Origin of the sequence: Streptomyces sp. NPDC002055, assembly GCF_040296705.1 — a bacterium.
In the GTDB taxonomy this organism is placed as follows: Bacteria; Actinomycetota; Actinomycetes; order Streptomycetales; family Streptomycetaceae; genus Streptomyces.
In genome coordinates, this window is the sequence record NZ_JBEOXS010000085.1 from 1 (window position 1) to 25,627 (window position 25,627).

A 25,627-nucleotide genomic window follows, 5' to 3' on the forward strand; every position below is an offset into this window, starting at 1 on the left:
GGTTCCGGAACGTATATTTACGGCCCTGGGGGCCACAAATACACGGAAGCTTCCGGAACCCCCACCCCTGCGGCCCCGCCCCCTCCCGCCGGTGGTTCGTACCCTGGCCTCGGCCGCTACCACCGGTGGCCTGCACCGCGGTCCCCGTAGGTGAGCGCACCAATCCTGTGGCGGGTCCCGAGCGGGAGGGCGGTTCCCGGCCGCAGGTGCGCTGGCGACCGGCCGGAGCGACGGGCCGGGTGCGGGGCTGATCGCGAACTCGTAGGCTTTCAGCGCTCGTTCGCCCCCACACCGTGTCCGATTCGTCTGCTGCATGGGTAATTCCGGGCATGCGTCCCCCCTTCATGTTGTGCCCTGCAGAGTCATGCCCGCATTCCCCTCTTGTCCCCGACCGGCGCGACGGGATGTCCTGATCATCCGCGAACGGCGGCAGAAAAGGACGGAGGTGTCAGGCACATGTCGTATGTCTTTCTCGCTGCTCCTTACACGCAGTGGATGGATTGGTCCACCGGAGAACTGGACCCGGGTCGTAAGAAATACCTGCAGACGCTTCGTCAGGCATTCATTGACCGAGGACACGCGGTATTCAACGCGCACCAGAATGAACAGTGGGGCAAAGCCTGGCTTGCACCCGAGATCTGTACACCGGCGGATTTCCTCGCCGTGGCGAACGCCGATGTCATGTGCGTCATCGTCGGGGATCCGCCGTCTCCCGGCGTGATGATCGAGATGGGCTGGGCGTCCGCACTGGGAGTTCCGATCGTCCTGCTCCAGGAGGGCGATTCCGCACCCGCCCTGGTGGCCGGGATCGGCGAGGTCACCAGCACCACACGGTGCCGCCTCCCGCAGGAGCTCACCGAGGAGAGCCTGGCCGACATCATGACCACCGTGGAGAAGGCGGCCGCCTCGCCGAGGAGTCCGCGGGTGACCGAGCCGGTCGCCGGCTACCCGAAGACCTCGCTTCCGAACGGCTACGAGGCGGCCGAGCAACCCATCGGCCATGTCTGACCCACAGGTGCGCGCAGGTGCGCGCCCCCTGCGGATCCTGGCCTCCGGGGTGAACTTCGGGTGGGGAAGCGCAGGCAAACTCTCCAGCGTGCTGCGGGCCCTCGGTTCCCGGGCGGAGCTGGAGGTCACCGGTATCGGCACCGAGCTGGGGCGGCCGGTCCTCGGCGGCCTCGGCATCGCGCGGTGGCGGACCGTCGACGCGTCGGACGCCGCCGCGGTGGACGCGCTGGTCGCCGAACTGGCGCCGGATCTGGCGCTGGTGGTCCTGGACCCGGAGCTGGCCACGGCTCTGCAGAGCGCCGGCTGCCCCGTGATCTACGTGGACAGCCTGCCGTTCCTGTGGACCGAGCACGACCCCGTGCCCGGGGACGTCGAGCTCTACTGCGCCCAGCGCACCCTGCCGCTGCCGCCCGCCGCCGAGTCGGCACTGGGCCGGGTGCGGAACCTGACCTGGGTTCCGCCGATCGTGCCCGACTCCGCCGGCCTGTCCCGGGCGGCGCTCCGGGCGGAGAACACCGCCACCGGCCGGGACGCCGGGCTCGCCGTGCTGAACCTCGGTGGGCTGCACTCCCCGGTCACCGGAAGTACCGATGACTCCTATCAGCGGCTGGTGCTCGGGCCCGCGCTCGAGGCGCTGTCGGCGGTGGGTGTCGAGCGGGTGGTGATCACCGGGAATCTGGCGCCGGACACCGTGGTGCCCTCGCCCGGCTCGATGACCGTGGACGTCCGGCGGTGTGCTCACGACGAGTTCGTCGAGCTGCTGCTCAGAGCCGGGCGGATCATGACGTCACCGGGGCTGACCACCGTCCTGGAGATCGCCGCGGTCGGCCGGAGCGCGGTGCTGCTGCCGCCTCAGAACCTCAGTCAGGTGCTCAACGGAGATCTGGTGGAGCACGCCTGCTCCGCGCAGTTGCGTACCTCCTGGCCCCTCCAGGTGCTCACCCGCGCGAGCATCGACGCCTGGCACCGCGAGGGCGAGGAGTACGCGGTGGAACGCATCCGTGCGCGCCTGGCCACCGCCTGCGCGAACCACCTGCGCGACATCGTGACCCGTGAGCTCACCACCGACCTCGAAAAAGGCCTCGCGCTGCTCGCGGACGGCGCCCCGTCCTTCGCTCGCATCGCCCAGGACTTCGGCGGCGCCGAGCGTGTTGCGGAAGAAATTCTGTCCCGCTGGGCCGCGGCCGCTGTCGCCTGAAAGTAGGGAACCATGAAGACCCCTCGGAACAAGTATCTGTTCATTCGCATTCTTGAGGCGTGCAACGCCGACTGCTTCATGTGTGAATACGCGCTGTCCCGTGACACCTATCGGTTCTCGCCCGAGGATTTCGCCGAGCTGCTGCCGGAGGCGGTCGAGGCCGGGGTGGGATATGTGCGGTTCACCGGCGGTGAGCCGCTGATGCACCGCGACGTCCTGGAACTCGTGCGCATGGGTGCCGACCACGGGATGAGAATGTCCCTCATCACCAACGGCATGTTCCTGCCGCGCTTCGTGGACCGGCTCGCGGAGGCCGGCCTCGCCCAGGTGATCCTGAGCCTCGACGGTTCCTCCGGGGCGACGCACGATGTGTACCGCCGCTCCCCCGGCATGTTCGACGCGGGCCTGGAGGGCCTGAAGCGGGCCCGGGACCTGGGCATCCTGCCCCGGGTCAACAGCGTGGTGGGCCCGCACAACTACGACCAGATGCCCGAGCTCCAGCGGGTGCTCACCGAGGCGGGCGTCCAGCAGTGGGAGCTGTCGGCCATCAAGCTCGGCCGGGAGATCACCTATCCCGATCCCGCCCATGTCCTGGAGGCGTGCGAGCCCATCTACCGGGCCGACCCCGGGACGACGCTGGTCCCGCTGGGCAAGCGGTTCTACGGCGAGACCCCCGAGGAGCAGAAGGCCTACTTCGAGGAGTCGATCACTCCCCGTCCCTCCGGCCCGCTGTGTCTGGTGACCGACGACGTCATCTATCTGGACGGCAAGAACGGCCGGGCCTTCTCCTGCAGTTGCCTGCCGCACTCCGAGGACGACGCCGGCCCCGGTGGCGCCCCGCTGCGCGGGGGCTCCGGGAAGGTGGAGCTGAACAGTCCGGTGTTCCGCGAGCACGCCGACGCGTTCAAGGTGAACGGCCCCACCCTGTGCGACGGCTGCTCGGCCACCGCCGCCGGCTACAGCGACGATCTCGCCCGGATGGGCGCGGTCCCGGAATGGAGCTACTGACCCATGGGGACACGGCTCACGCCCGCGGGGACGGGACTGAAGGTCCTGACGGCCGCCCTGCCGGGCGACCCCGAATCGCAGACCGTGCTCCGCTGGATCTGCGCCCACCTGACCGAAGTCGAGCTGGTGGACGGCTCGGAGGCGCCGGACACCCGGGCCGACGTGGCGGTCATCTGTGACGACACCGCCCGCGCGGAGCACACCGAACGGGCGGGCACTGCGGTGGTCTTCGTGTCCAGTACCGGCGTTCCGCCCGCGAAGGGCTGGCCCTCCGCCCGGATCCGGTGTCTGCACCGGCCCGGCTGGCTCCCGGACGCGCCGGAACGCGGCGTGCACCGGGCCGGGACGGTCGCACCGCCCCGCGCGGTCCGCGCCCGGCACGGTCGTGGCGCGCTGATCCGGCTGGCCGTGCCGGACACCGTCGAAGCGGAGGACTGCACCCGTCTTCTCCGCACGGCCGGGGCGGCGCTTGACGACGCCGGTCACCCGGCCTTCGCCGTGCACCTGTACGGGCCGGGGAGCACGCGGCTCGCCGACGCGGTGACGGCGCTGCTGCCGGACGCCACGGTGTTCACGGACGACGGTCCGGCGGCCGAACGGGCCCTGGCCGACGCGTCCCTGCTGGTCGCCTCACCGTCCCTCACGGGCGTGACACTGGCGCAGACGGCGCGGATCCCGCTGGCCGTGCTGCCCCCGTACGGCACCGTCCAGCAGCAGGCCGCGGACGTGCTCGGCTCCGCCGGCGCGCCCCTGGTCGTGCTGAGCGGCGACCCGGCCCACCGGACGGCCGAGGCGGGAGCGCTGCGCGGCGCCCTGGAGACGCCGGAGGAGCTGGCGCAGTGGGCCGACACCGCTCAGCAGGCGGCCGGCGACGACCGGCGGGGCGGACAGCGCATCGCCCGCAGAGTCCGTCAGCTGCTGCTCGCCCCCATGTGAACCGGGGCCCGCCACCTGCCCGACGCGGCGCCCCCACCGATCTCTTGGAGTCACCTTGCTGCGCACCCTGCCCTACGGGGCCAACTACCTCGACTGGAGCGAGATGCCGGAGCTCCGGCAGGCCGTCGAGGGCAAGTCGCTCTTCCGGTACATCTCCTCGGGCCCCAGTGTGTCCAACCGGCTGGAGCACCTGGTCCAGGAGCGGCTGGGCGCCACCAGGGCCCTGGCGGTCCACAACGGGACCGAGGCCCTGCGACTGGCCCTCATGGGCACCCGGCCCTCCGCCGGCGATCCGGTGCTCATCCCGGCCGTCACCTTCGTCGCCGTCGCCGGCGCCGTGCTCTCCTGCGGCCTCGTGCCGGTGCCGGTGGACGTGGACGAGCGGTTCGCGCTGGACGCGTCGCTGCTGCCCGCGGACGCGCAGCGGGTGATCGTCGCACACATGGAAGGCATGGTCGGACCGCTCCCCCAGGGCGTTCCCTACCTGATCGAGGACACCGCCCAGGCGATGGGCGGCCGGCACGCCGACGGCCGCCACGCCGGCACGGTCGGGTACGCGGGCACCTTCAGCTTCCACCACGCGAAGGTGCTCACGTCGGGCGAGGGCGGACTCGTCGTCGTCCGGGACCCCGACGACTGGGAGCTGCTGCGCTCGTACCACGACCACGGCTCCGACCGGGAGCACGGCAAGTACCCGGCCTGGCGGGACGGCGCGTTCTACGGTGAGAACTTCTGCGCCAACGAGGCGGTGGCCGCCGTCCAGCTCCAGCAGTTCCGGCACCTCGACGGCATCCTGGCGAGCCTGGAGCGGCATCACCGGCTCGCCTCCGAGGCGCTGCCCGACCGCCCGGACATCCGCCAGGTGACACGGACCGACGGGGACGTGAAGGTGAGCGTGCGGATCGAGCTGGAGTCGCGCGAGCTGCGGGACCGGGCGCTGACCGAGCTCACCGACCGCGGCCTGCCGTGCTGGACCCTGGACAAGTACTTCCTGCCGGAGCACCCCGTGGTGCGGGACCGGGTGTCGATCTACGCCGACGGGTTCCCGTGGAACCTCGACGACGGATCGGAGCGCTACCGCCCCATCAGCCGGGACGGCTTCCGCAGCACGCGCCGGCTGCTCGGGCGGACGCTCTGCCTGCCGTTGGCCCCGGAGCTGGACGAGAGCGCCCAGGCCCAGGCGGCCAAGGAAGTGGCAGCCGTGCTGGCCGCGTTGTAGCTTTCCCGCAGCGCGGACCTCGCCGGCTTCCCGCGATGCCCCTTCGGGGCAGCTCCCGTTCCGGCACCGTCCGGTCACGGGAGGCGGGCCGTTGCCGCCGTGCGCTCCCCGACCGCATCCCCGCCTCGTCGAAGGAAGAGACGTGTCCTCAGGCGTTTCCCGGTTCACCGATCTGCTGCGCCACCGCCTCGTGCAGAGCCCTGTGCTGTGGGGTGTCATCGGCCGGCTGCCGCTGTATCTCGTGAGCCTCGCGCTGACACTCCACCTTCTGGACGCGGGGCTCGGCTACGCCTCGGCCGGACTGGTGCTGGCCGCGTACACCGTGGGCACGGCCGCGCTCGGCCCGGTGATCGCGCGCCGCATCGACCGGCACGGCCAGCCGCCGGTCCTCGTGCTGACCGCGATCGTGCATCCGCTGGCTCTGGCGGGTTCGGTGTACGCGGCGTCCGGGCCGAGAGCGGTGGAGCTGGTGCTGGCCTTCCTGGCCGGCGGGACGATCCCCCCGGTCAGCCAGGTGATCAGGGCGCTGTGGAGCACCCTGCCGCTGAGCCGGGACGAACGCTCCACCGCGTACTCGCTGGAGTCCATTCTCGCCGAGCTGTTCGTCATCGGCGGGCCCCTGCTGCTCAGCCTGCTGCTGGCGCTGGGGGACGCGGGAACGGCCACCATGGTGGGCGGGGTCCTGTCCGGCCTCGGCGGCCTGGGCCTTGCGACCACGAAGGCCTCCCGGCAGTGGAAGGCCGAGCCGGTCGCGCGCCGCGATCTGCTGGGCGCCCTGCGCTCCCGGCCGCTGCTGATCCTGCTCCTGCTGCTCGCCCTGTCCGCGCTGACCCTCGGGGTGCTCAACCTGGCGCTGGCCGCCTTCGCCGAGGAGCACGGCTCGGCCGGCGATGTGGGGTTCCTGCTCGGCGCCTCGGGCGTCGGCGGGGCGATCGGCGGGCTGTGGTTCGGCAGCCGGTCCTTCGCCACGTCGAAGGGCCATCAGCTGCCGGTGGCCAGTGCGGCCTTCACCCTGGCCGCGGCGGGGCCGCTGCTCGCCTGGGACACCTGGTCGATGGCGGTGGCCATGGCGTTCCAGGGCGCCTCGATCGCCCCGCTGACCGCCGTCCTGTACGAACTGGTCGGCTCGGCCGCGCTGCAGGGCACCGTGTCCGAGGCCTTCACCTGGGTGCTGACCGCCACCACCGGCGGTGGCGCGGTGGGCTCGCAGGTGGCCGGGGTGCTGATCGGCCGCTTCGACTGGCACGCCGGATTCGTGCTGGGCGTGCTGAGCGGCGGTTGCGCGACCCTGCTGGCCTGCGTCGTCCGCAGCCGGATGGCGGCGGTGGCCGAGGAGGAGCCGTCCGGCTCCGCGGCCGCGGAGCCGGTCTCCCTGGAACGGGACACATGAGGAGACGCACACGGGGCTGACGACGCGGTCCCCCTCCCGGATTTCCCCTTCGGTCCCGGTGGCGCCCGCCCCACCGGCCGACGACAGACGGAACGTGGTGCACGGGCGGCGGTCCCGCCTGCCCCGCCACGACGGCACCCGACACAGCGTGACCCGAGTCGACGCACCACCGGCCTCCGGCGCACCCGCCCCGGGCCGACGCCGGGCCGGCACCGAGCCGGCATCCCCATCCGCCCATGAACTGGAGTCCCTCATGACGAGCTCAGCCCCCGAGACATCCGCGCTTCCGGTAGTGCTGCTGGTGGACGGCAGGCCCTCCACCTTCGCCCGCAGCGTGCTGGACCGGGACGACGTGCACATCGTGCTGCTGCGCTTCACCTCGGCCCTCAAGGACCTGCCGCAGGAGTACCTGGACCGTACGGCGCATCTGCCGGTGTTCCTCGCCGAGGACGACCGTCTCGCCGAGGAGGCGGAGCGCTACCTGCAGTGGGTCGGCACGCTGGAGCACGTGCCCACCTACTTCTGCAACCCCCAGGAGCCGCACCAGGAGGTGGCCCAGCCGTTCGCCGCGCTGGTGGGGCTGCCGCACCTCACGCAGCAGCAGGTGGAGTGGGTCCGGCACAAGACGGCGATGAAGGATCGTTTCGCCGAGCTCGGGCTGCGGTGCGCCGCGTACCGGAGGGTCGAGTCGCTCGCCGAGGTGGGCCGGTTCGCGGAGGAACAGGGGTGGCCGGTCATCGTCAAGCCCATGGACTCCTTCGCCTGCATCGGGACGTACCGGATCGACGGCCCGGATGAGCTCGCACGCGTTCCGGAACTGGCGCCCGACCGCCGGTGGATGGCCGAGGAGTACATCCGCGGCACGGAGTACCAGCTGTGTGCGCTCGTCTTCGGCGGCAAGGTGGTGGACGCCTACCTGTCGCTGAACCCGGTGCCGATCCTGGAGGTCCTGGAAGGGGCGATCAACGCCAACATCACCTACGCCCCGGGCGAGGAACTTCCGCTGGACGTACGGTCGGTGTGCCAGGAGCTGGTGGACGGCTTCGGCCTCGACCACGGCTACTTCCACGCGGAGTGCTTCCTGATGGAGGACGGGACGCTGTGCGTGGGCGAGGCCGCCGCACGGATCACCGGCTGCGAGGTGCTGGCCAACCACGGCCTGTCCCGCGGCTTCGACATCCACCGCGCGACGCTCGACACCTACCTCGGACGGACCCCGGACCTCACCTACGCGGAGGACCGGGCCGTCGGCGACCTGCTGCTGCCGGTGACACCGGGACGGGTGGTGAGCCTCAGCACCGAGGAGGAACTGCTCCGGCTGCCCGGGGTGCTGGGCGTGCAGCTGAAGCTGGCCGTCGGGGACATCGCCGCGCCGCCGCGCGCCTCCCACGCCTCGTCGGGATTCGCGCATGTCGCGGGGGCCACCGCGGCCGAGGTCGAGCAGCGGATGCAGAACGTACTGGAGCACTTCACCATCGAAACGGAGCCCGTGACGTCATGACGACGGCCACGGTCCCCGACGTCGTCACCACCCTGCCGGAGCTGTTCGCCCGGACCGTGGCGGAGCACACGGAGCAGCCCGCGGTCAGCGATGCCGACGGCGCGCTGACCTACCGGGAGCTGGACGAGCTCTCCGACGCGGTCTCCGGGCTGCTCCGGCTGCACGGCGTGTCGCCCGGCGACCGGGTCGCGCTGTGCGTGGCCCACTCCCCCGGCAGCTGGGCGGCCGTCCTGGGGATCCTCAAACGGGGCGCCGTCCTGGTGACGGTGGAGACCTGTGATCCGGCCGGCCCTAGCGCGCCGGCGATGCGGATGGCCGGCGCGACCCGCTGCCTGACGGACACGCCCCCGCCGCCGTCCCAGCAGTGTCCGCGCGTGGTCGTCATACCGCTCGCGGAGGCCGGCCCGGACACCGCCGCGCACCACGCGCCGCCCAACCCGCGCCTGGCCACGGCGTCGCATGTGGTCGCTCCGGCGGCGCGGGCCGGGGCGCCCCGCCGGGCGCTGATCGTGGACCACACGGACGTCCTGGCCCAGGTCGACGCGTGGTCCGACGAGCGGAACAGCCCGGCCCTCCGGGGCGAGCGGTTCGGATACTTCGGCGATGTGCCGCTGTCCGCCGTGGAGTTGTCCCTGTGGGTCGGGCTGGCCCACGGGGCGCACCTCGTGGTGCTGCCGTCGCTGGCGTGTCTGCTGGAGCGGGGACTGCGGGAGGAGCTGAGCCGGCGGGGCGTCACCGCACTGGCACTGCCGGCCGAGGCCCTGCGGCGAGGGGTACGCGCGGAAGCGGGGGGCTTCGCGTCCTTACGGGCCCTCGTCGTCGAAGGCGAGGACCTGGCACCGGAGATCTGTCAGATGCTCATCGGCGGAGGCTTCGACGGGCACCTCGTCCAGGTCGGAGCGCCCGAGGCCACCTCCTGCCGGGTGGTGCAGACCGCGACCTGACGAGGGCGGGCACGCATGCGTCGTCCCGGAAGCCGGTCCGGCCTCCGGGACGGTGCTCGGCGTTCCGCCAGCCGGCGTGGCGGAGCCTGTTAGGTCCCCGGGCGCTCCGCGGGCCCGCCGGCCGGGAGGACGCCGAAGTCCCAGCGCGCCACCGACAGGCCGAGGTCCTGAACGGCGAACGCCGTGAAGTAGTACGCCTGCGGGTGCGCTCCGGCGTCGACGACGAGCGAGAACTCCGCCTCGTGCCACTGCCCGGCAGTGGCCCGGACCTTGCTCGCCGACGGCGTCACGGTGCAGTCCGAGCGCAGGTGGCGGGGGACGAACATGCCGATCCGCACGGGCCCGCGGCGTTCGGACCGCACCCGGACACGGGCGTGCAGCGTCTCCCCCGCCCGCACCTCTTCGCCCGCTGCCTCGACCCGCACCTCGGGCGCGCCGTCGGTCCGGTACGCCATGTCGCCGCACCGGATGCAGACGGTGCAGACCGTGTCCAGCGCCGTGGGGACCAGGGCGCGCTTCACGAACTGCCGGGCCGGCCGGCCGCAGGGACACCGCACCTCGGAGACGGACTCCGGGGCGACCGTGCTGCGCAGGCCGAAGTAGGCGTGGCAGTCGGTGAATTCGGTCTCCGGGTTCTCCACGATCTGCCGGCTGATCACGTGGTCGAGGGACTGGAGGTCGTCGGAGAGCGCCCGCAGGATGGCCGGCTCGCCCTCCGCGGCCGTCGCCTGCCGGGTGACCCAGCGCTCCACCTTGCCCGCGAACTTGGTGAGCCGGGGGCGCAGCGCGTGCCGCTCCGGCAGCAGGCCGCCCGCGAGGTAGGCGGTCAGCCGGGCGGACGTGGACAGCACCAGCGGGTCGGGGACCTGCGGGACGGGACGGGGCTCGCTCCCCCGGTCGTCGGCCATGCCGAAGTGCCAGTAGGCGGGGTCCGGCTGAGCGCCGGAGATCGCGGCGTTGAGACCGGTCACGGAGGGGGAACCGGCCGCCACCGCGTTCATCCAGGCCGTGTTCTCGGGGCGGGCCGAGTCGTGCACGGTGGGCGCCGCCACGACGTCCCGGGCCGCGCCGTCGATCGCGTTGAGCATCAGCTGGTACTTGGGGTCGTAGGCCACGGCGTCGGCGAACGGACCGTTGTTGCACGAGCTCAGCACGATCTCGACGGCGGAGACCCGGTTCAGGGGGATCAGCTTCTCGTTGGGCTTGTAGCAGTCGGGCCCGTAGGCGCAGCGCGGCCCGAGCAGATCCGGCCGACGGGGCGCTTCGGGGTTGAGCCCGCAGACGGTGAAGTCCGCGAGATTGACCGAGTCGTCGCGCCCGTGCCCCTGGAGCAGCACCCGCCGCCACCGCCTCCCGAGGAGCTCGGCGCCGATGTCCCGGCGCTCCAGGGCGCGGTCGTCGTAGACCTCCACCGCTCCGAGCGCCTCCGGACGGTCGGTGGAGGTGAACAGGCCCGAGGCGTCGACGCCCGGATCGGGGCGGCAGAACTGCTTGGCGGTGAACCACGCCAGTGACGCGGCGTCCCGGCCGGTCAGGAACGCCACCCGCCGGTCCTCGCCCGGCCCGGCCTGCCGCACGATCTCCAGGACCGGGTCCGCGGTCAGCCGCGGGTAGGCCGCCACGACCAGCAGGGACCGTCCGCCGGGCGCGCTCTGCAAGAGCTCGCCGCTCAGCTCCTTCTCGTCCAGCCACTGGAGAGCCAGCGGTGCCATCAAGGACCGCAGCCCCGCCGGGAGTTCGTCGCCGCCCAGGAGCACGCCCCGCGCGTACGGCTCCGGCCGGGCGATGCCGTCGTAGAGCCCGGCGGCCAGCCGCACGGCGGAGAGCAGATCGGCGCGGCCGCCCACCCACACCGGGACGGTGTCCGGGCGCGGTGAGTCGAGGAACCGCGCGACGGCTTCGGCGTAGGCGGCCTCCTCGTCGACGGGTGTGAAGAGTGTCGTGGATACCTCGGTCGGTGAACTTGGCATGGTGGTCATCCTCGTCGAGTCGGAGCTCTTCCGGAAAAGGGGTTCTTCTGGGAAAGGGGGGCTTCCGGAGCATGCGGGCGGGTGCGGCAGGAGCGGGCGGGCCGGTCGCACACAGGAATGCGGCGGGGGCGTCGTGCTCACCGCCCCCGCCGCACCCGTCACGACCTCGGCCCGTGGGAGAACGGGCCGGCCGACCGGCTTCCGGTCCCGGCCGCTACTCGGTCACCGGCGCCGGGAAGAACGCCGTGACGTCGCTCTCCGGCACCCAGATCGGCCGCTCCTTGGCGATGATCAGGTACCGGTGAAGGTTCTTCTCGTCGTCCCAGGAGACGGCGAGCACCCGGTACTTGGCCTTGCCGCCGATGTTGACCTCGACGTCGCTCGCCACCCCGGTGAAGTGGATCGACATGTCTCTCTCCTTGAATTCAGTGACGGTTGGTGAAGCGCTGGAGGTAGGCGATGCCGGACGGCCTGCCCTCCAGGTAGCTGGTGGTCGAGTAGCTGTCGTAGGCGTGCCGCTCGATGAGGATCTCGTCGAAGTACGGCTCCCAGCGCGGTTCGAGCTTCGGCTCGGTCACGAAGAACGACATGAAGTGGCCGCCGGGGGCGAGGACGCGGGTGATCTGCTCACGCATCAGGGTGTCCCACCACTCCGCGTCGTCCCGCATCGCCTTGGGGAGCCAGGGGTCGAGCATGATTCCGTCGATGGTCCCGGTGGGGATCGACTCGATGTACTCGAAGAAGTCCGCGTGGACGATTTCCAGGTTGTCGGGGAGATTCGGGGCCGACTTCTTGAAGTCCTGGATCACCTCGTCGTAGACCTCGACGACGGTGTGCTTCTTCACGTTCGGCTGCTCCGCGATCGCCACGGCGGAAAGGCCGAATCCGAGGCCGCACTCGAGGAATACGCCTCCGTCGCGGCACAGGACCTCGGCCGAGCGGCGCATCAGCGGCGCTTCCCACTCCTGCATGGCCTGCGAACCGTCGATGTACAGGGTCTTCTCGCCGTCGGAGTCCTTGACGGCGATGTCCGGTGCTGCGGGCTGGGCGGGATGCTTCACGGTCTGTCCTTACTGTCGAGGATCACTGCGGGGAATGACGCACGGATGCGGCGCGCATTCAGGGAAAGGAATCGCATATGAGGCCACGATGCAGGTCCGGGCACCTATCGGCCGGTTCTGCTTCACCGTAGCCGCGCGCCGGGGCGGGCGGCCGGAACGGGCGGGCCGGGCCATCTGCATTGCGGGAACATGCAGCGTTCCCATATTCGGGCAAAGGCCGCCGGGAGCCCGTTCGCGGGGCGCCGTTGCGCCCCGCTCCGGGGAATCCTGCCGGCCGGCCGCGACGGTCAGCCGGCCGTCGCGGTACGGCGCAGCCGCACGCCGGCGGCGGCGATGGTCTCCAGGGACCGGGTGAGGACGGCGGGTTCGAGACCGGTCGGCACGCGGATGTGGCGGGGGTCCGCCGGGTGGTAGTGGGCGCCGGTGGTGACGACGAGCCGGTGCTCCGCCATCAGCACGTCCGCCAGCGCCTCCACGTCGGGCACCCCGGGGTCCACCCACACATGCGTGCCGCCCTGCGGGGCGGAGACCCGCATGCCGTGCGCCCGCGCCCAGTCGAGCACCAGCCGGTGACCGGTCCGCACCCGCTCCGTCAGCGACTGGTTGCCCAGTTTGCACAGCTGGGCGGCCTGGTTCTGGGCCCGTGTCGACACGGCGATGCGCTCCCACTCCATGCGCGCGGTGAGCGAGGAGACCACCTGCGGTTCGGCGGTGATCCAGCCGACCCGCAGCCCGGGGGCGCCGTAGTTCTTCGAGAAGCTGTTCAGGCCGTAGACGCCGCGCCAGTCCTCGACCAGTGCCAGCGGCGCGGCGCAGGCCGCGGGGTCCTGGACGAAGGAGTCGTAGGCCAGGTCGAGGACGAGCGTGAAGCCGCGCTCCCGCTGGGCGGCGATCAGGTCGCGGGCCGTCGCCTCGTCCAGACAGACACCGGTCGGGTTGTGCGGGGAGTTGACGTAGAGCAGGTCTCCGGGGCCGAGGGCGGTCCAGGAGCGCTCCCCGACGAGGGCGGGCCAGTCCAGCACCTGGAGGTCGAGCCCGACGGACCCGAGCAGGTCGGCGACGCTCAGCAGGACGGGGCCGCCGCACACCGCGCGCCGCACGCCGTTCCCGGAGAGGTGACGGGCGATCAGTCCGAGGCCGTCGAAGGCGCCGTTGGTCACGAGGAGCGACTCGGCTCCGACGTCGACGCCCTGTTCCCGCTGCCGCAGGCGCAGCGCCTCCAGCAGCTCGTCCGTGCCCTGGCTCGGGGCGTACTGGGCGTCCAGTTCCCAGCCGACCGTCTGCAGGGCGGGCGGGTCGGGCCAGACGGGCACGTTCTCGGCCAGGATCTCCCAGGGTTCCTCCGGCGAGGCCGCGACCGTCGCCAGGCGCTGCCCCAGCGGCGTCAGGCTCACTGCGCGGCACCTTCCCGCCGGGTCAGCAGATAGCCGATCTCCAGGCCGGTGGAGTCCACGGACGGGTCGGCCACCCGCCGGGAGACCACCGCGGCGCCGGCCTCCTCGAACAGGTCCTGCCAGAACCGGTCGGTCTCCAGCTTCTGTTCGGTGAGGACGTGCAGGAGGAAGTACGGGTTGTAGTAGGCCAGACCGAGGCCGTGCCGCATGACCTGCGGGTCGGCGGGGCGGTGGTCCACCTCGACGATGGCGAGGTGACCGGAGTGCCGGAGGGCCGCGCGGACCAGTTCCACCACCGCGCCCCGGCCCTCCTGCTCCAGGATCTCCTGGAGCAGGAACGCGGCGAGGCAGAGCCGCGAGGAGTCCGGCTCCGCGTCCGGGGCGACCGTGTCGCGGACGTAGTCGGTGGCGCCGGAGCGGACGAAGCGCAGCCCGTCGGTTCCCCGCTCCTCCGGGGCGAACGGGTCGACCCCGATGCCGGTGACGGTGCCGGAGTCGCCGATCAGGCCGGTGAGGAAGGTGCCGTCGCCGCAGCCGAGGTCCACGACGGCGGCCGGCGCGGCCGGCAGGTCGGACATCAGCTCACGGACGAGCGGCAGCGCGTCGTAGGCGCTCATTCCGCAGCTGCCGATGCCCACGAGCCGGCCGTCGCGGGACGCGTAGCCCTTGCCCCGCAGGACGTCGGTGATCTGCTGGAACGTCTGCGCATAGCCGCCGATGAGCAGCTCGTACCACGGGCGGTACGGCCCGAGGGCGCGCCCGTGCTCCGTGAGGGTCACGGTGTCGCCGCTCAGCGCCACGTAGTTCTCGTTGGCGAGGTACCGCAGGAATCCGGCGGTGCGCGACGCGTCGAGTTCCAGGGACGCGGCCAGTTCGGGTACCGCCTGCGGGCCCTCCGCGATGCGGTCGTACAGCCCGCTGTCGAACAGGTGGTAGAGGCCCTGCGCCAGCGCGAAGCCACGGACGGGCTGCAGTGCCTCGATGAGCCGGAGCTCGAATCCCTCATCCATTGTGCTGCCCCTCATCTGGTGAACCATCGGCCTTGGGCCGGAAGTCGATACGGACGATTTCGAGATCGCAGGTGTGATGCAGCAGTTTCCGAAAGCGGTCGGCGCGCGCCTCGGACCGTGTGCTGACGCGGATGAACGGGCGGCTGTGGCCCTGCCAGTCGAGGACGCGGGAATCCGCCGCGGTGACGAAAACGCAATCCTCGCGGAACGTCTCTCCCGCCAGGAGTCCGCGCACCCGCTGCTCCAGCGCGTCCCGTTCCTCGCGTGATGAGCCGAAGAACTCTATGGTCGGCATCAGTCCTCCTTGTTCGCCCCGTCGGGATGGCTGTTCCTGTTGCTGTGAAGCTCTCCTCCAGGAGCGTTCCTGCCTTCCGGCCACCGGCCTCGCCCGCGCATGGACGACGGGGGCGGTGATGGTGTCGGAGGGTCCGGGCGGGCGGGTCCAGGGGTGAGCGGACTCCGCCGCGGCGCCGCGCCAGGGGTTCCGGACCGGTGATCCGGGGCGCTGCCGGCATGCTCCGCCCGCCGGTACGAACGTCGGCGTACCGCCGCCCGCCGGGGCCTCGGAACCACTCACGAGGCCTGCTTCGAACCGGTGGGCCGTCTCTCCTTGCGTCGGGCGGCTCACCGGTCGGCGGCTCTCAGCCCCAGGCGGAGTCGTCCGACTGGTTGCCCGCGGCCCGGACCGCCGAAGAATTCTCCGGGTGCAGGTTCTGCGTCGACAGGCCAACTATCGCCAGAAGGAAGATGCAAGCCACTGCGAAAAGGTTGCGCATGAGATCCCACATTTCTTTTTCTCGTTCGATGTCGCGTCGTTGACGATATCCGGACGGCCCCGCTCATGACCCGAAGTGGAAATGGCGAGGACTTGCATTGCCGAATCATGAAGGGCCGACAAGAGGTGACCCAATCAATGCAAGTGGAACATAACGGACAGGAGTGCGGGGTCCGTCCCGGGTCGGGGCAGGTCGTACATGCCCAGGAGCGTCACTTCTCCCGGCTTCGCCCGCACCCGCTCCGGCGCCGTGACGGCCGAATCCCCGCGCAGCGAAGGCCGGTTGGTGCAGGCCCGGGAGGGGACGCGGACTGGGGGACGGTGCGCGGAGAGCGGGCGGGGACGCGGCCCCGGGCGAGAAGCGGGGTACGGACGCGGCCCCGGAAACGGAAAGCGGCGCGTGAACGCGGACCGCGGGGTGAACGCGGACCGCGGAGCGGAGGCGGACCGCATGCGGCCGCGGGGCCCGGGCCCTCGACGGGCCCGGGCCCCTACACGGTCACGCGTCCTCCCGCTCCTCGGCGCCGGACAGTGAGTTGCCCGGGCCGGAGAGCAGACCGGTGGTGCCGATGAGATAGGCCAGTTGGGGCCGGCTGCGGCTGCCCAGCGCGTCCGAGGTCTTCTTGATGTGGGTGGCCACCGTGCGCACGCTCATGCCCAGCCGCTTGGCGATGGCCTCGTCCGTGAACCCGTCCACCATGAGCCGGAGCACCGCGCTGCGGATCTCGTTGCTGATGAGCGGCGACCGCTGGGTCACGGTCCTCGGGTCGACGGACCGGGCACGCGCCCACATGTACTCGAACATCGTGGCCAGGTAGTTGACCAGCCCGGGGTGCCGCACGGTGAGCGCCGACGCGCTGCGGTCGCCCTCGCCCGGGATGAACGCGATTCTCCGGTCGCAGATGATGACCCGGTCGAACACCTCGTCCAGCGTTCTGACCTGCGCCCCCACTTCCGTCACCCGCTCGATGTAGGCCATCGTGGGGCCGTGCGTCCGCACGGTGTGCTGGTACAGCGTCCGCTGCACGACGCCCCGTTCATTGAGCTCCAGATCCCGTTCCAGTGCCTGCCTGAGCAGTTGGGGAGACCGGCCGCCGCCGGGCTGCGCGGTGATCAGCTCCTCCTGGCACGACTGGACGGCCCGCTCCAGCGCGGCAGCGATCAGGGCAGGATCGTCCAGCAGCTCCACCGGGGCCACCCGCTGCCGGTGGGCCTTGCTGTGGATGTGGCGAATCCCGTCGATGGCCAGCAGGACATCAGCTAACGCGTTCTGATGGCTCTGAATGGTGCGTTCGATGGGCCGCGCCGTGTTCGCGTAGGCGACATCCGGGGAGACCGCGAGAAACCTGCCGGCCTGTTCCGGGTCGGGGCGCAGCAGACCCAGCCCGAGGACGCACTCGGGGACGCCCCCGGAGACGCCCCCCTCGTTGATCGCGGACTCGTAGGCCTTCAGCCCTCGTTCACAGAGTCCTGTCATCCCTGCTTCACCTATTGCGCAGTCACTTCCGCACATACGTCGCCCCTTCGCGGTGCCCCGTTCGGGTCATATTAGTGAGCCCTGGCTCCGCGGCGGATCTTGCCGAGTGCCGCCCGGGCGCCCTCGGGGAGGGAATCGGCCATGGTGACGGCGTGTCCGCCCGCCCGCATCCCGAGGGTGCGGTGGCGGCGCGGAGCCCTTCGGCGGCGCTGCGGGGGCGTGACGAACCGGGCCGCGGTCCGGCGGCTCGCGGCCGTGAGCCGGCGGGAGACCGCCGGAGCGGTAACACGATCGACGGGTGTGCCGCCCGGGTGAACTGCGCGTCGTGTGCGGCGAGGTCGACGACCGTGGTGGCCGCGAGCAGGCGGCTACGCCCGATGAAGGCAGACATGGCTGATCCGATTCGTCACAGGTGCATGGCCCGAAACGCCATCCGGCCGGTGTCCGTCGGCGGCGTTCGGGGATGACCGAAGCTTGCTCCGAGCTTCGTCCCCCTGGCCAGATCTGTCGGCCCATCGGGGACACTCGAACGATCCCACCGTCTGTGACCTGCGAAAACTCGCCGGCCTCGAATGCTCGGATGGAATGGAGGAGCGGTGGGGCCGCGAGATCCCGCCGGGCATCCGCCGGGTCGGGACACCTTTCGGGCGCGGCCGAGGGGCCGCTTCAGGGGCGCGTCACGGCAGATTCCTCGAGCAGCAGGGCGGGAATGCGTCGACGCCACTACGGCGACGGGCCCGGCCGTCATGGGCACACGGGCAGGCGCCGAAGACACAAGAGGCCGAAGCGCAGGCGCCGAAGGTGCGTGCGCCCATGCCGGAGGAACTCCCCGGCGCCCTTCGTCAGCCGGGCCGACCGCTCCGGCCGGCCGGTCCGCCCTGCCCGGTCCGCCCTGCCCGATCAGCCCCGCCCGATCAACCCTGCCCGGTCCGCCCGATCCGCGCCTCCAGCCCGTCCAGCAGCACCTCCAGTGCCGCCCGGAACACCCGCTCGCCCGTCATCGTCGCCATATGGGCCGAGGTGCGCGCGATCGCCGGATGGCGGGACGGGTCGACCGCCACGTAGTCACGGGTCCAGGCGGCCTCGTCGCCCGCCTGTGCCGCCGGGTCGAGGGTCGCGAAGGCGGCGTCCATACCGGACCAGGCGAGGGTGAAGTCCCCGTAGACACGGTGCAGCAGGGCGGACTGCTCGGGGTCGCAGCCGGCTTCGGCGAAGGCGGTCAGGATGTGCTCGACGATCCGCATCTCCGCGGGCCGCCGCGTGGTCCGGTAGGTGGCGACGACCGCGGCGGCCGGATGCCGCAGGGCCGTCTCACGGCTGCCGAACGCCAGGTCGCGCAGGGTCGCCCGCCAGTCGCCGGGGGTCGGTTCGAAGGACTCCAGGACCTCCGCGAAGAGCCGGTCGGCGAGGAGCAGATGCAGCTCGTCCTTGTCCGCGACGTGCCGGTACAGGGCCGACGGGTCCACGCCGAGCCGGGCCGCCAGCTTCCGCACGGTCAGCGCCTCGGCGCCGTGTTCGTCGCAGAGGGCCAGGGCCGCGTCCACGATGATCGGGGCGTCGAGCAGCACCTTGGGCGGCCGCCCCCTGCCGCGCGCCGCCGTGTCGTCCGATGCCATGCACCCGATGAGATCAGCCGACGGCGCCCCCGGGCAACCCCGTGCCACCGCCTGGAAAATATTTTTCCCACACTGTTGACTTAATCGCTCGGCGGACGTTTTCCTTCCCTCACCCCGGACCGAGGAGACGGCGCATGGACGACAGCCAGGACCCCCGTCACGACGAGTTCCACAAAACCCTCCGCACCCACCACGGCGTGATCATCGCGCTGGCCAACATCAGTCCCACCGTCTCCCTCGGCATCGGGCTCGGCTTCCTCGCCGCCGTCGCCGGGACATCGCTGCCCGCCGCGTTCCTGCTGGCCGCGCTGCCGATCCTCGCGGTGTCCGGCGGCTACGCCCACCTCGCCGCCCGTGACCCCAACTGCGGCACCGCGTACATCTGGGTGCGCCGCGCACTCGGCCCGTGGACCGGCTATCTCGCCGGCTGGACCACGGTCGCCACCAACATCATGTTCCTCTCCTACGCGGGCCAGCTGACCGGCCGGTTCACCCTCCAACTCGCCGACGAGGCAGGGCTGTTCCATACGGATTCGACGGTCGCCATCACCCTCACCGGCCTGGTGTGGACCGGCCTGATCGTGATCGGCGCGGTGCGCGACGTGCAGGACGCGACCGTGGTGCAGTCGGTGCTGCTCGGGCTGTCCGCGGTGGTCGTCCTCACCGTCGTCGGCACCGCCTTCGTCCGCGGGGACGCCGCCCCGGTACAGGCGTCCTGGTTCTCGCCGTTCTCCTTCCCCGACCCGCTCACCCTGCTCAGCGCGACGGTGCTCGCCGCGTACATGTTCTGGGGCTGGGAGAGCGCCTTCAGCGTGGTCGAGGAGAACGCCGAGGCGCGGTCCTCGGGCCGGGCGGGCCTGATCGCGATCGTGGTCACCCTGGTGCTGTTCCTGGTCGGCGCGGCCGGCTTCCTGCACGCGCTCACCCCCGGCCGGCTCGCCGACCCGCTCGCCGGGATCACCGAACTCTCCCGCACCTTCTACGGAACCGGCGGTGCCATCGCCGCGGCCGCCGCGATGCTCGCCGCCACCGTCGCCTGCATGCAGTCCTCGGTGATCACCGGGGCCCGGCTCACCCTGGCGATGGGCCGCGACGGGGTGCTCGGCCCCAGCTGGGCCCGGCTGCACCCGACCCGCCGGACCCCGGTCACCTCCACCCTGCGCACCGCGGGACTCGCCGTCGCCCTCTCCGTGGCCGGGCTCGCCATCGGCAAGCTCTCCGACGTCGTCCTGGCCGTCGTCAACTCGGTCGGCATCCTGGTGTCGTTGCTGTACGGCATCGGGGGCTGGGCCTGCATGGTCACCTTCCGGCACGAGCTGCGCGGCGGGCGCCTCCGCGACATCCTCGTCGTGGGCGTGCTGCCCGCGCTCGGCGGGACGGCGCTGCTCCTCCTCGGCGGCCTGGTCGCGTACCAGCAGTGGACGTCCGTCGACCACCTGGCCGTCGACCCGGAGAACGGGCGCTTCCTCACGGCCCTGCCGCTCGGCACCGTCCTCCTCGGCGTCCCGGCCGCTCTCTGGACCCGCTACCGCCGCAAGGCCGCCTACTTCACCCGGCCGGCGCCCCCGCTCGCGCCCGCCCCCGCACCGGCATCCGCGTCCCAATCCCCGTCCACGTCCACCACTCCTGGAGTCTCCGCATGAGCACCGCCCCCGATCTCGTCCTCCTCAACGGCACCGTCTGGACCGCCGGACCGGCCCGCGACCGCGCCTCGGCGCTCGCGGTCACCGGCGACCGCATCACCGCGGTCGGCAGCGACCGGGAGATCCGCGAGCTGGCCGGGCCCCGTACCGAAGTCGTCGACCTGGAGGGGCGGTTCGCGCTTCCCGGGTTCACCGACGCGCATGTGCACCCGGTGATCGCGGGCCTCGGGATGCTCGGCTGCGACCTGTCCGACGGGCGGGACGTGGACGCGTACCGCAGGACCATCCGCGGGTACGCGGAGGCGCACCCGGAGGAGGAGTGGATCGTCGGCAGCGGCTGGTCGTTCGACGCGTTCCCGGGCGGGCTCCCGCCGCGCGGCGTGCTGGACGAGGTGGTGCCGGACCGGCCCGCGTACTTCCCGGTGCGCGACGGGCACTCCGCCTGGGCCAACGCCCGCGCGCTCGCCCTGGCCGGCATCGACCGCGACACCCCGGACCCGGCCGACGGCCGGATCGAACGCGACGCGGACGGCGAGCCGACCGGTGTGCTGCACGAGGGCGCCATGGGCCTGGTCGGCGACCGCACCCCGCCGGTCACCCCCGAAAGGGCCCGCGCCGGACTCCTCGCCGCACAGACGCTCCTGCACTCCCTGGGCATCACCGGCTGGCAGGACGCCCTGGTCGGCGCGTACGGCGGCTACCCCGACCCGCTCGACACCTACCTGGCCGCCGACGCCGACGGTTCGCTCACCGCCCGCGTCCGCGCCGCCCTCTGGTGGGACCGGGAGGCGGGCCTGGAGCAGATCGAGTCGCTGATCGCGCGGCGGGCGAGGGCGGCCGCGCAGGGCGGGCGGCGGTTCACCGCGGGCACCGTGAAGATCATGCAGGACGGCGTGGTGGAGAACTTCTCCGCCGCCCTGCTGGAGCCCTACCTGGACTCGTGCGGCTGCCCCGGCGACAACCGCGGGCTGTCCATGGTCGACCCGGCCCTGCTGCGCGAGGCCGCGGTCCGGCTGGACGCCGAAGGCTTCCAGATGCACTTCCACGCCCTCGGCGACCGCGCGGTCCGCGAGGCCCTGGACTCGCTGGAAGCCGCCGTCGCCGCCAACGGCCACACCGGCAACCGGCACCACCTCGCGCACCTCCAGGTCGTCCACCCCGACGACATCCCGCGCTTCCGCACCCTGCGCGCCACCGCCAACATCCAGCCGCTGTGGGCCGCCCACGAGCCCGCCATGGACGACCTCACGCTGCCCTTCCTCGGCGCCGAGCGCGGCGCCCTCCAGTACCCGTTCGGCGCGCTCCACGCGGCGGGCGCGATGCTCGCGGCGGGCAGCGACTGGTTCGTCTCCAGCCCCGACCCGATGCACGGCATCCACGTCGCCGTGAACCGTCAGATCTGGCCGGAGGAGCTGGGGGAGCCCGTGCTCCGTCCGCCGTTCCTGCCGCACCAACGCCTCGCCCTCACCGACGCGCTCGCCGCGTACACGGCGGGGTCGGCCTGGGTGAACCACCAGGACGAGGCCGGTGTCCTCGCCCCCGGGCGGCTCGCGGACATCGCGGTCCTGGACCGCGACCCGTTCGAGGTGGACCCGCGGGAGCTGCACGGCATCCGGTGCGTGCGGACGTACGTGGGCGGGGCCGCGGTGCACGTCGCGGAGTGACCGACCGCCGGCGCGGGCCTGTGGGGGCCCGTGCCGGCGGTCCGCGGCGGCAGTGCGGTTGGGCGACGGCGGTCCGGTTGCGCGACGGCGCGGCCGGTCGGGTGCCCGGCGGCCGGCCGCGGCGGACCCGCGGACGGGCCGTTTTCATCCGGGGCCCGCTGCCGACCGCGGCCCGCTCCGGCCCTCGTGCCGCCGCCCCCGCCTCCTTCCGGTGCTCACACCGCCCGCGCGCGGCGCCGCCGTCCACGCCCCGGGAATCCTCACGGCCCCGGGGCGTTGACGCAGAGGTGACCTCCGCACTCGCCACCACCCGGTTCTCCGTACTGGACCGCTCCCGCACCCGCCAGGGGCAGGCGCCCGAACAGGCGCTGCGCGACACCGTGCGGTTCGCGCAGCAGGCCGAGGCCCTGGGCTACCACCGGTTCTGGGTGTCGGAGCACCACAGCGTGCCCGGGGTGGCGGGTTCGGCGCCGACCGTGCTGGCGGCGGCCGTCGCCGCGGCCACCTCCCGTATCCGGGTCGGCACCGGCGGGGTCATGCTGCCCAACCACCAGCCGCTCGTCGTCGCCGAGCAGTTCGGCGTCCTGGAGTCGCTCTTCCCCGGCCGGATCGACATGGGCCTCGGCCGGTCGGTCGGGTTCACCGACGGGATCCGCCGGGCGCTCGGCCGGGGCAGGGAGGACGCCGAGGACTTCCCGGCCCGGCTGGCGGAGCTGCTCGGCTACTTCACCGGGGAGCAGACCGCGCATCCGCAGGTGCACGCCCGGCCGGCCGAGGGGCTGCGGGTGCCGGCCTTCGTCCTGGCGACCGGCGCCGGGGCCGATCACGCGGCGGCGTTCGGGCTGCCGCTGGTCATCGCGGCCGTGCGGGGCGAGGACGCGATGCTGCGGACGATCGACCGCTACCGGGAGCGGTTCCGGCCCTCGGCCCGGTCGGCGGAGCCGTATGTGGTGCTGTCCGGCACGGTCGCCGTCGCCGGGACCGCCGAGGAGGCGTGGCGGCTGCTGCTGCCGGAGGCGTGGTCGGCCGCCTGGTCGCGCACCCACGGGGAGTTCCCGCCACTGCGGCCTCCGGAGGAGATCCTGGACCTGCGGATGAGCACCCGCGAGCGCACACTGTTCGAGGAGGCGCTCCACGGCCATCTGCACGGCACCGGGCCCGACGTGGCCGAGGCGCTGGAGAAGCTGCTGGCCCGCAGCGCGGCCGATGAGATGCTGGTGACGACGAGCACCTACGACCGTCGGCGGGAGCTGGACTCGTACCGGCGGCTGGCCCGCGTCGTGGGGCTGCCCGGCGGAGCCGGTACCGGACGGCCGGCCACCGCCCCTCCCCGAGCCCCTGCGGAGACCGATGAGCACCCCGGCCCATGACCCGTTCGTCCGTGTACGCGGCGCCCGTGAGCACAATCTGCGCCGGGTCGACGTGGACATCCCCCGGGATGTGCTGGCCGTCTTCACGGGGGTCTCCGGCTCCGGCAAGTCCTCGCTGGCCTTCGGCACGATCTACGCGGAGGCGCAGCGGCGCTACTTCGAGTCCGTCGCCCCGTACGCCCGCCGGCTGATCCACCAGGTGGGGGCGCCCGCGGTGGACGACATCCTGGGGCTGCCGCCTGCGGTCGCCCTGGAGCAGCGGCGCGGGGCGCCCACCTCGCGGTCGTACGTCGGCACGGTGACGACGCTCTCCAACACGCTGCGGATGCTGTTCTCCCGGGCCGGCAGCTACCCGCCGGGGGCGGAGCGGCTGGACTCCGACGCGTTCTCCCCCAACACCGCGGCCGGCGCCTGCCCGGCCTGCCACGGCCTGGGCACCGTGCACCGGACGACGGAGGAACTGCTCGTCCCGGACCCGTCGCTGAGCATCCGGGACGGTGCGATCGCCGCCTGGCCCGGGGCGTGGCACGGCAAGAACCTGCGCGATGTGCTCCGGACGCTGGGGTACGACATCGACCGGCCCTGGCGGGAGCTGCCGCAGCAGGACCGGGACTGGATCCTGTTCACCGACGAGCAGCCGGTGGTGACGGTGCATCCGGTGCGGGAGGCCGGGCGCATCCAGCGGCCCTACCAGGGGACGTACGTCGGCGCCCGGCGCCATGTGATGCACACCTTCGCCGACTCCCGGAGCGCCACCCTGCGGGCGCGGGCCGAACGCTTCCTGGAGAGCTCGCGCTGTCCGGACTGCGACGGCAGCCGGCTGCGGCCGGAGTCCCTCGCCGTCACCTTCGCCGGGCACACCATCGCCGAGCTGAACGCGCTGCCCCTGGCGTCGCTCGCCGAGGTGCTGCGGCCGGTCGGCGAGGGCCGGTGGGCGGAGGAGGCCGACGAGCCGCGCCGCCGGGTCGCCGAGACGCTCTGCGCGGACCTCGCCGCCCGGGTCGGGGTGATCACCGAGCTGGGGCTCGGCTATCTGAGCCTGGACCGCACGACGCCGACCCTCTCCCCCGGCGAGCTCCAGCGGCTGCGGCTGGCCACCCAGCTGCGCTCGGGCCTGTTCGGCGTCGTGTACGTGCTGGACGAGCCGTCCGCCGGACTCCATCCGGCCGACACCGAGGCGCTGCTGACGGTGCTGCTGCGGCTGTTGGAGGCCGGGAACTCGGTCTACGTCGTCGAGCACGACATGGAGGTGGTGCGCCGGGCGGACTGGATCGTCGACGTCGGTCCGCACGCGGGCGAGCACGGCGGCCGGGTGCTGCACAGCGGGCCGGTGGACGCGCTGGCCCAGGTCGAGGAGTCGGCCACCCGCCGGTTCCTGTTCGCCACCGGCCCGGACCCGGCCGCGGGCCGGACCCCGCGCGAACCGTCCGGTCGGCTGCGGCTGCGCGGCATCGACCGGCACAACCTGCGGAACGTGGACGCCGAACTGCCGCTGGGCGTCTTCACCGCGGTCACCGGGGTGTCCGGCTCGGGCAAGTCGACGCTGGTCGGGCAGGTCCTGGCCGCCGTACTCCAGCGCCACCTCGGCCCCACCCGGCCCGCTCCGGACGGCGAGGACGACGGCGACGCGGAGCCGGACGGCGAGGACGCGAGCGCCGGAGTGACGGCCGAAGGCGTGGCGGCCGTGGACCGGCTGGTGCAGGTGGACCAGAAGCCGATCGGCCGCACCCCACGCTCCAACCTGGCCACCTACACGGGCCTGTTCGACTCCGTGCGCAAGGTGTTCGCGGCCACCGACGACGCCCGGGCGCGCGGCTACGCGGCCGGCCGGTTCTCGTTCAACGTCGCGGGCGGGCGGTGCGAGACCTGCCAGGGCGAAGGGTTCGTGGCCGTGGAGCTGCTGTTCCTGCCCGGTACGTACGCGCCGTGCCCCACCTGTCACGGCGCCCGGTACAACGAGGAGACGCTGCAGGTCCGTTACCGGGACCGGACCATCGCCGAGGTGCTGGACATGACCGTGGACACCGCGGTCGCCTTCTTCGAGGACGTCCGCCCCGCCGCCCGCAGCCTGCGCACCCTCCAGGAGGTGGGCCTGGGCTATCTGCGGCTCGGCCAGCCCGCCACTGAACTGTCGGGCGGCGAGGCGCAGCGCATCAAGCTCGCCTCGGAACTCCAGCGGACCCGCCGCGGCCACACCGTGTACCTGCTGGACGAGCCGACGACGGGCCTGCATCCGGCGGATGTGGAGCTGCTGATGCGGCAGTTGCACGGGCTGGTGGACGCCGGGCACTCGGTGGTCGTGGTCGAGCACGAGATGAGTGTGGTGGCGGGCGCCGACTGGGTGATCGAGAACTCCGCCAGGGGCAGCTCGACCCCGAGCTCCTCGTACAGGTCGTCGACGACGGCCAGTGCGAGCAGCGAGTGGCCGCCCTGTTCGATGAAG

20 protein-coding genes are annotated in these 25,627 nt (G+C 72.5%); 12 read left to right on the forward strand and 8 right to left on the reverse strand.

Annotated features, from left to right (window positions below; translation table 11 throughout):
- Nucleotides 1-456: 456 nt before the first annotated feature.
- The 8 genes from ABT112_RS32045 (at nt 457) to ABT112_RS32080 (ending at nt 9,204) form a co-directional block, all read left to right on the forward strand.
- Nucleotides 457-1,008, forward strand: a complete 552-nt coding sequence (locus tag ABT112_RS32045) for a hypothetical protein (RefSeq protein WP_351515310.1) — start codon at nt 457-459, stop codon at nt 1,006-1,008.
- The gene (locus ABT112_RS32050) at nt 1,001-2,206 is read left to right on the forward strand and encodes a hydroxymethylcytosylglucuronate/cytosylglucuronate synthase (protein ID WP_351515311.1); all 1,206 of its coding nucleotides are present in this window, start codon (nt 1,001-1,003) and stop codon (nt 2,204-2,206) included. The genes ABT112_RS32045 and ABT112_RS32050 overlap by 8 nt, the downstream gene beginning before the upstream one ends.
- Nucleotides 2,207-2,218: 12 nt before the next feature.
- Nucleotides 2,219-3,214, forward strand: coding sequence for a cytosylglucuronate decarboxylase (blsE, locus tag ABT112_RS32055; protein ID WP_351515312.1), 996 nt, complete (start codon nt 2,219-2,221; stop codon nt 3,212-3,214).
- Between the two features lie 3 nt (nt 3,215-3,217).
- Nucleotides 3,218-4,150: a CGA synthase-related protein gene (gene blsF / locus ABT112_RS32060; RefSeq protein ID WP_351515313.1), complete on the forward strand. Its 933-nt coding sequence runs from the start codon at nt 3,218-3,220 to the stop codon at nt 4,148-4,150.
- Between the two features lie 55 nt (nt 4,151-4,205).
- The gene (locus tag ABT112_RS32065) at nt 4,206-5,369 is read left to right on the forward strand and encodes a DegT/DnrJ/EryC1/StrS family aminotransferase (protein ID WP_351515314.1); all 1,164 of its coding nucleotides are present in this window, start codon (nt 4,206-4,208) and stop codon (nt 5,367-5,369) included.
- Between the two features lie 142 nt (nt 5,370-5,511).
- On the forward strand, nt 5,512-6,759 hold the full coding sequence (locus tag ABT112_RS32070; protein WP_351515315.1) for an MFS transporter: 1,248 nt from the start codon (nt 5,512-5,514) through the stop codon (nt 6,757-6,759).
- A gap of 253 nt (nt 6,760-7,012) precedes the next feature.
- Entirely contained in the window at nt 7,013-8,260 is a 1,248-nt protein-coding gene (locus tag ABT112_RS32075) for an ATP-grasp domain-containing protein (RefSeq protein WP_351515316.1), read from the forward strand.
- Nucleotides 8,257-9,204: an AMP-binding protein gene (locus ABT112_RS32080; RefSeq protein ID WP_351515317.1), complete on the forward strand. Its 948-nt coding sequence runs from the start codon at nt 8,257-8,259 to the stop codon at nt 9,202-9,204. The genes ABT112_RS32075 and ABT112_RS32080 overlap by 4 nt, the downstream gene beginning before the upstream one ends.
- Nucleotides 9,205-9,293: 89 nt before the next feature.
- Here the strand turns inward: ABT112_RS32080 and ABT112_RS32085 are convergent, their stop codons facing one another.
- The 8 genes from ABT112_RS32085 to ABT112_RS32120 all read right to left on the reverse strand — a co-directional run bounded on the left by ABT112_RS32085 (nt 9,294) and on the right by ABT112_RS32120 (nt 18,507).
- Nucleotides 9,294-11,174: a hypothetical protein gene (locus ABT112_RS32085; protein WP_351515318.1), complete on the reverse strand. Its 1,881-nt coding sequence runs from the start codon at nt 11,172-11,174 to the stop codon at nt 9,294-9,296.
- 214 nt (nt 11,175-11,388) lie between these two features.
- Nucleotides 11,389-11,583 (reverse strand): hypothetical protein, encoded by a 195-nt coding sequence (locus ABT112_RS32090; RefSeq protein ID WP_351515319.1) that lies wholly within the window; start codon nt 11,581-11,583, stop codon nt 11,389-11,391.
- 16 nt (nt 11,584-11,599) lie between these two features.
- Nucleotides 11,600-12,235 carry a class I SAM-dependent methyltransferase gene (locus tag ABT112_RS32095; RefSeq protein WP_351515320.1) on the reverse strand — a complete coding sequence of 212 codons (636 nt, stop codon included), beginning with the start codon at nt 12,233-12,235 and terminating at the stop codon, nt 11,600-11,602.
- Between the two features lie 287 nt (nt 12,236-12,522).
- The gene (argM, locus tag ABT112_RS32100) at nt 12,523-13,629 is read right to left on the reverse strand and encodes a 3-methylarginine biosynthesis aminotransferase ArgM (protein WP_351515321.1); all 1,107 of its coding nucleotides are present in this window, start codon (nt 13,627-13,629) and stop codon (nt 12,523-12,525) included.
- Entirely contained in the window at nt 13,626-14,639 is a 1,014-nt protein-coding gene (gene argN, locus ABT112_RS32105) for a 2-ketoarginine methyltransferase ArgN (RefSeq protein ID WP_351515322.1), read from the reverse strand. Before argN ends, argM begins: the two co-directional genes overlap by 4 nt.
- Nucleotides 14,632-14,934 carry a hypothetical protein gene (locus ABT112_RS32110; protein WP_351515323.1) on the reverse strand — a complete coding sequence of 101 codons (303 nt, stop codon included), beginning with the start codon at nt 14,932-14,934 and terminating at the stop codon, nt 14,632-14,634. Before ABT112_RS32110 ends, argN begins: the two co-directional genes overlap by 8 nt.
- A 979-nt stretch (nt 14,935-15,913) precedes the next feature.
- Nucleotides 15,914-16,891, reverse strand: coding sequence for a LuxR C-terminal-related transcriptional regulator (locus tag ABT112_RS32115; RefSeq protein WP_351515324.1), 978 nt, complete (start codon nt 16,889-16,891; stop codon nt 15,914-15,916).
- A 914-nt stretch (nt 16,892-17,805) separates the two neighbouring features.
- A complete protein-coding gene (locus ABT112_RS32120; RefSeq protein WP_351515325.1) occupies nt 17,806-18,507 on the reverse strand; it encodes a TetR/AcrR family transcriptional regulator C-terminal domain-containing protein in 702 nt (233 codons plus the stop codon).
- A 134-nt stretch (nt 18,508-18,641) separates the two neighbouring features.
- Between ABT112_RS32120 and ABT112_RS32125 the strand changes: the two genes are divergently transcribed.
- The 4 genes from ABT112_RS32125 to ABT112_RS32140 all read left to right on the forward strand — a co-directional run.
- Nucleotides 18,642-20,150: an APC family permease gene (locus ABT112_RS32125; RefSeq protein ID WP_351515326.1), complete on the forward strand. Its 1,509-nt coding sequence runs from the start codon at nt 18,642-18,644 to the stop codon at nt 20,148-20,150.
- Nucleotides 20,147-21,814, forward strand: coding sequence for an amidohydrolase (locus ABT112_RS32130; RefSeq protein WP_351515327.1), 1,668 nt, complete (start codon nt 20,147-20,149; stop codon nt 21,812-21,814). The genes ABT112_RS32125 and ABT112_RS32130 overlap by 4 nt, the downstream gene beginning before the upstream one ends.
- A gap of 287 nt (nt 21,815-22,101) precedes the next feature.
- Nucleotides 22,102-23,184, forward strand: a complete 1,083-nt coding sequence (locus ABT112_RS32135) for an LLM class flavin-dependent oxidoreductase (protein ID WP_351515328.1) — start codon at nt 22,102-22,104, stop codon at nt 23,182-23,184.
- Nucleotides 23,165-25,627: excinuclease ABC subunit UvrA (locus ABT112_RS32140; RefSeq protein WP_351515329.1), on the forward strand; the 2,463-nt coding region annotated here is incomplete at its 3' end. The genes ABT112_RS32135 and ABT112_RS32140, both read left to right, overlap by 20 nt.

Bases quoted from the DNA above. Each gene is read 5' to 3' on its own strand.
- ABT112_RS32045 (WP_351515310.1), top strand. From the start codon at position 457: ATGTCGTATGTCTTTCTCGCTGCTCCTTACACGCAGTGGATGGATTGG.
- ABT112_RS32050 (WP_351515311.1), top strand. From the start codon at position 1,001: ATGTCTGACCCACAGGTGCGCGCAGGTGCGCGCCCCCTGCGGATCCTG.
- blsE (WP_351515312.1), top strand. From the start codon at position 2,219: ATGAAGACCCCTCGGAACAAGTATCTGTTCATTCGCATTCTTGAGGCG.
- blsF (WP_351515313.1), top strand. From the start codon at position 3,218: ATGGGGACACGGCTCACGCCCGCGGGGACGGGACTGAAGGTCCTGACG.
- ABT112_RS32075 (WP_351515316.1), top strand. From the start codon at position 7,013: ATGACGAGCTCAGCCCCCGAGACATCCGCGCTTCCGGTAGTGCTGCTG.
- ABT112_RS32080 (WP_351515317.1), top strand. From the start codon at position 8,257: ATGACGACGGCCACGGTCCCCGACGTCGTCACCACCCTGCCGGAGCTG.
- ABT112_RS32085 (WP_351515318.1), bottom strand. From the start codon at position 11,174: ATGCCAAGTTCACCGACCGAGGTATCCACGACACTCTTCACACCCGTC.
- ABT112_RS32090 (WP_351515319.1), bottom strand. From the start codon at position 11,583: ATGTCGATCCACTTCACCGGGGTGGCGAGCGACGTCGAGGTCAACATC.
- argN (WP_351515322.1), bottom strand. From the start codon at position 14,639: ATGGATGAGGGATTCGAGCTCCGGCTCATCGAGGCACTGCAGCCCGTC.
- ABT112_RS32110 (WP_351515323.1), bottom strand. From the start codon at position 14,934: ATGCCGACCATAGAGTTCTTCGGCTCATCACGCGAGGAACGGGACGCG.
- ABT112_RS32115 (WP_351515324.1), bottom strand. From the start codon at position 16,891: ATGACAGGACTCTGTGAACGAGGGCTGAAGGCCTACGAGTCCGCGATC.
- ABT112_RS32120 (WP_351515325.1), bottom strand. From the start codon at position 18,507: ATGGCATCGGACGACACGGCGGCGCGCGGCAGGGGGCGGCCGCCCAAG.
- ABT112_RS32125 (WP_351515326.1), top strand. From the start codon at position 18,642: ATGGACGACAGCCAGGACCCCCGTCACGACGAGTTCCACAAAACCCTC.
- ABT112_RS32130 (WP_351515327.1), top strand. From the start codon at position 20,147: ATGAGCACCGCCCCCGATCTCGTCCTCCTCAACGGCACCGTCTGGACC.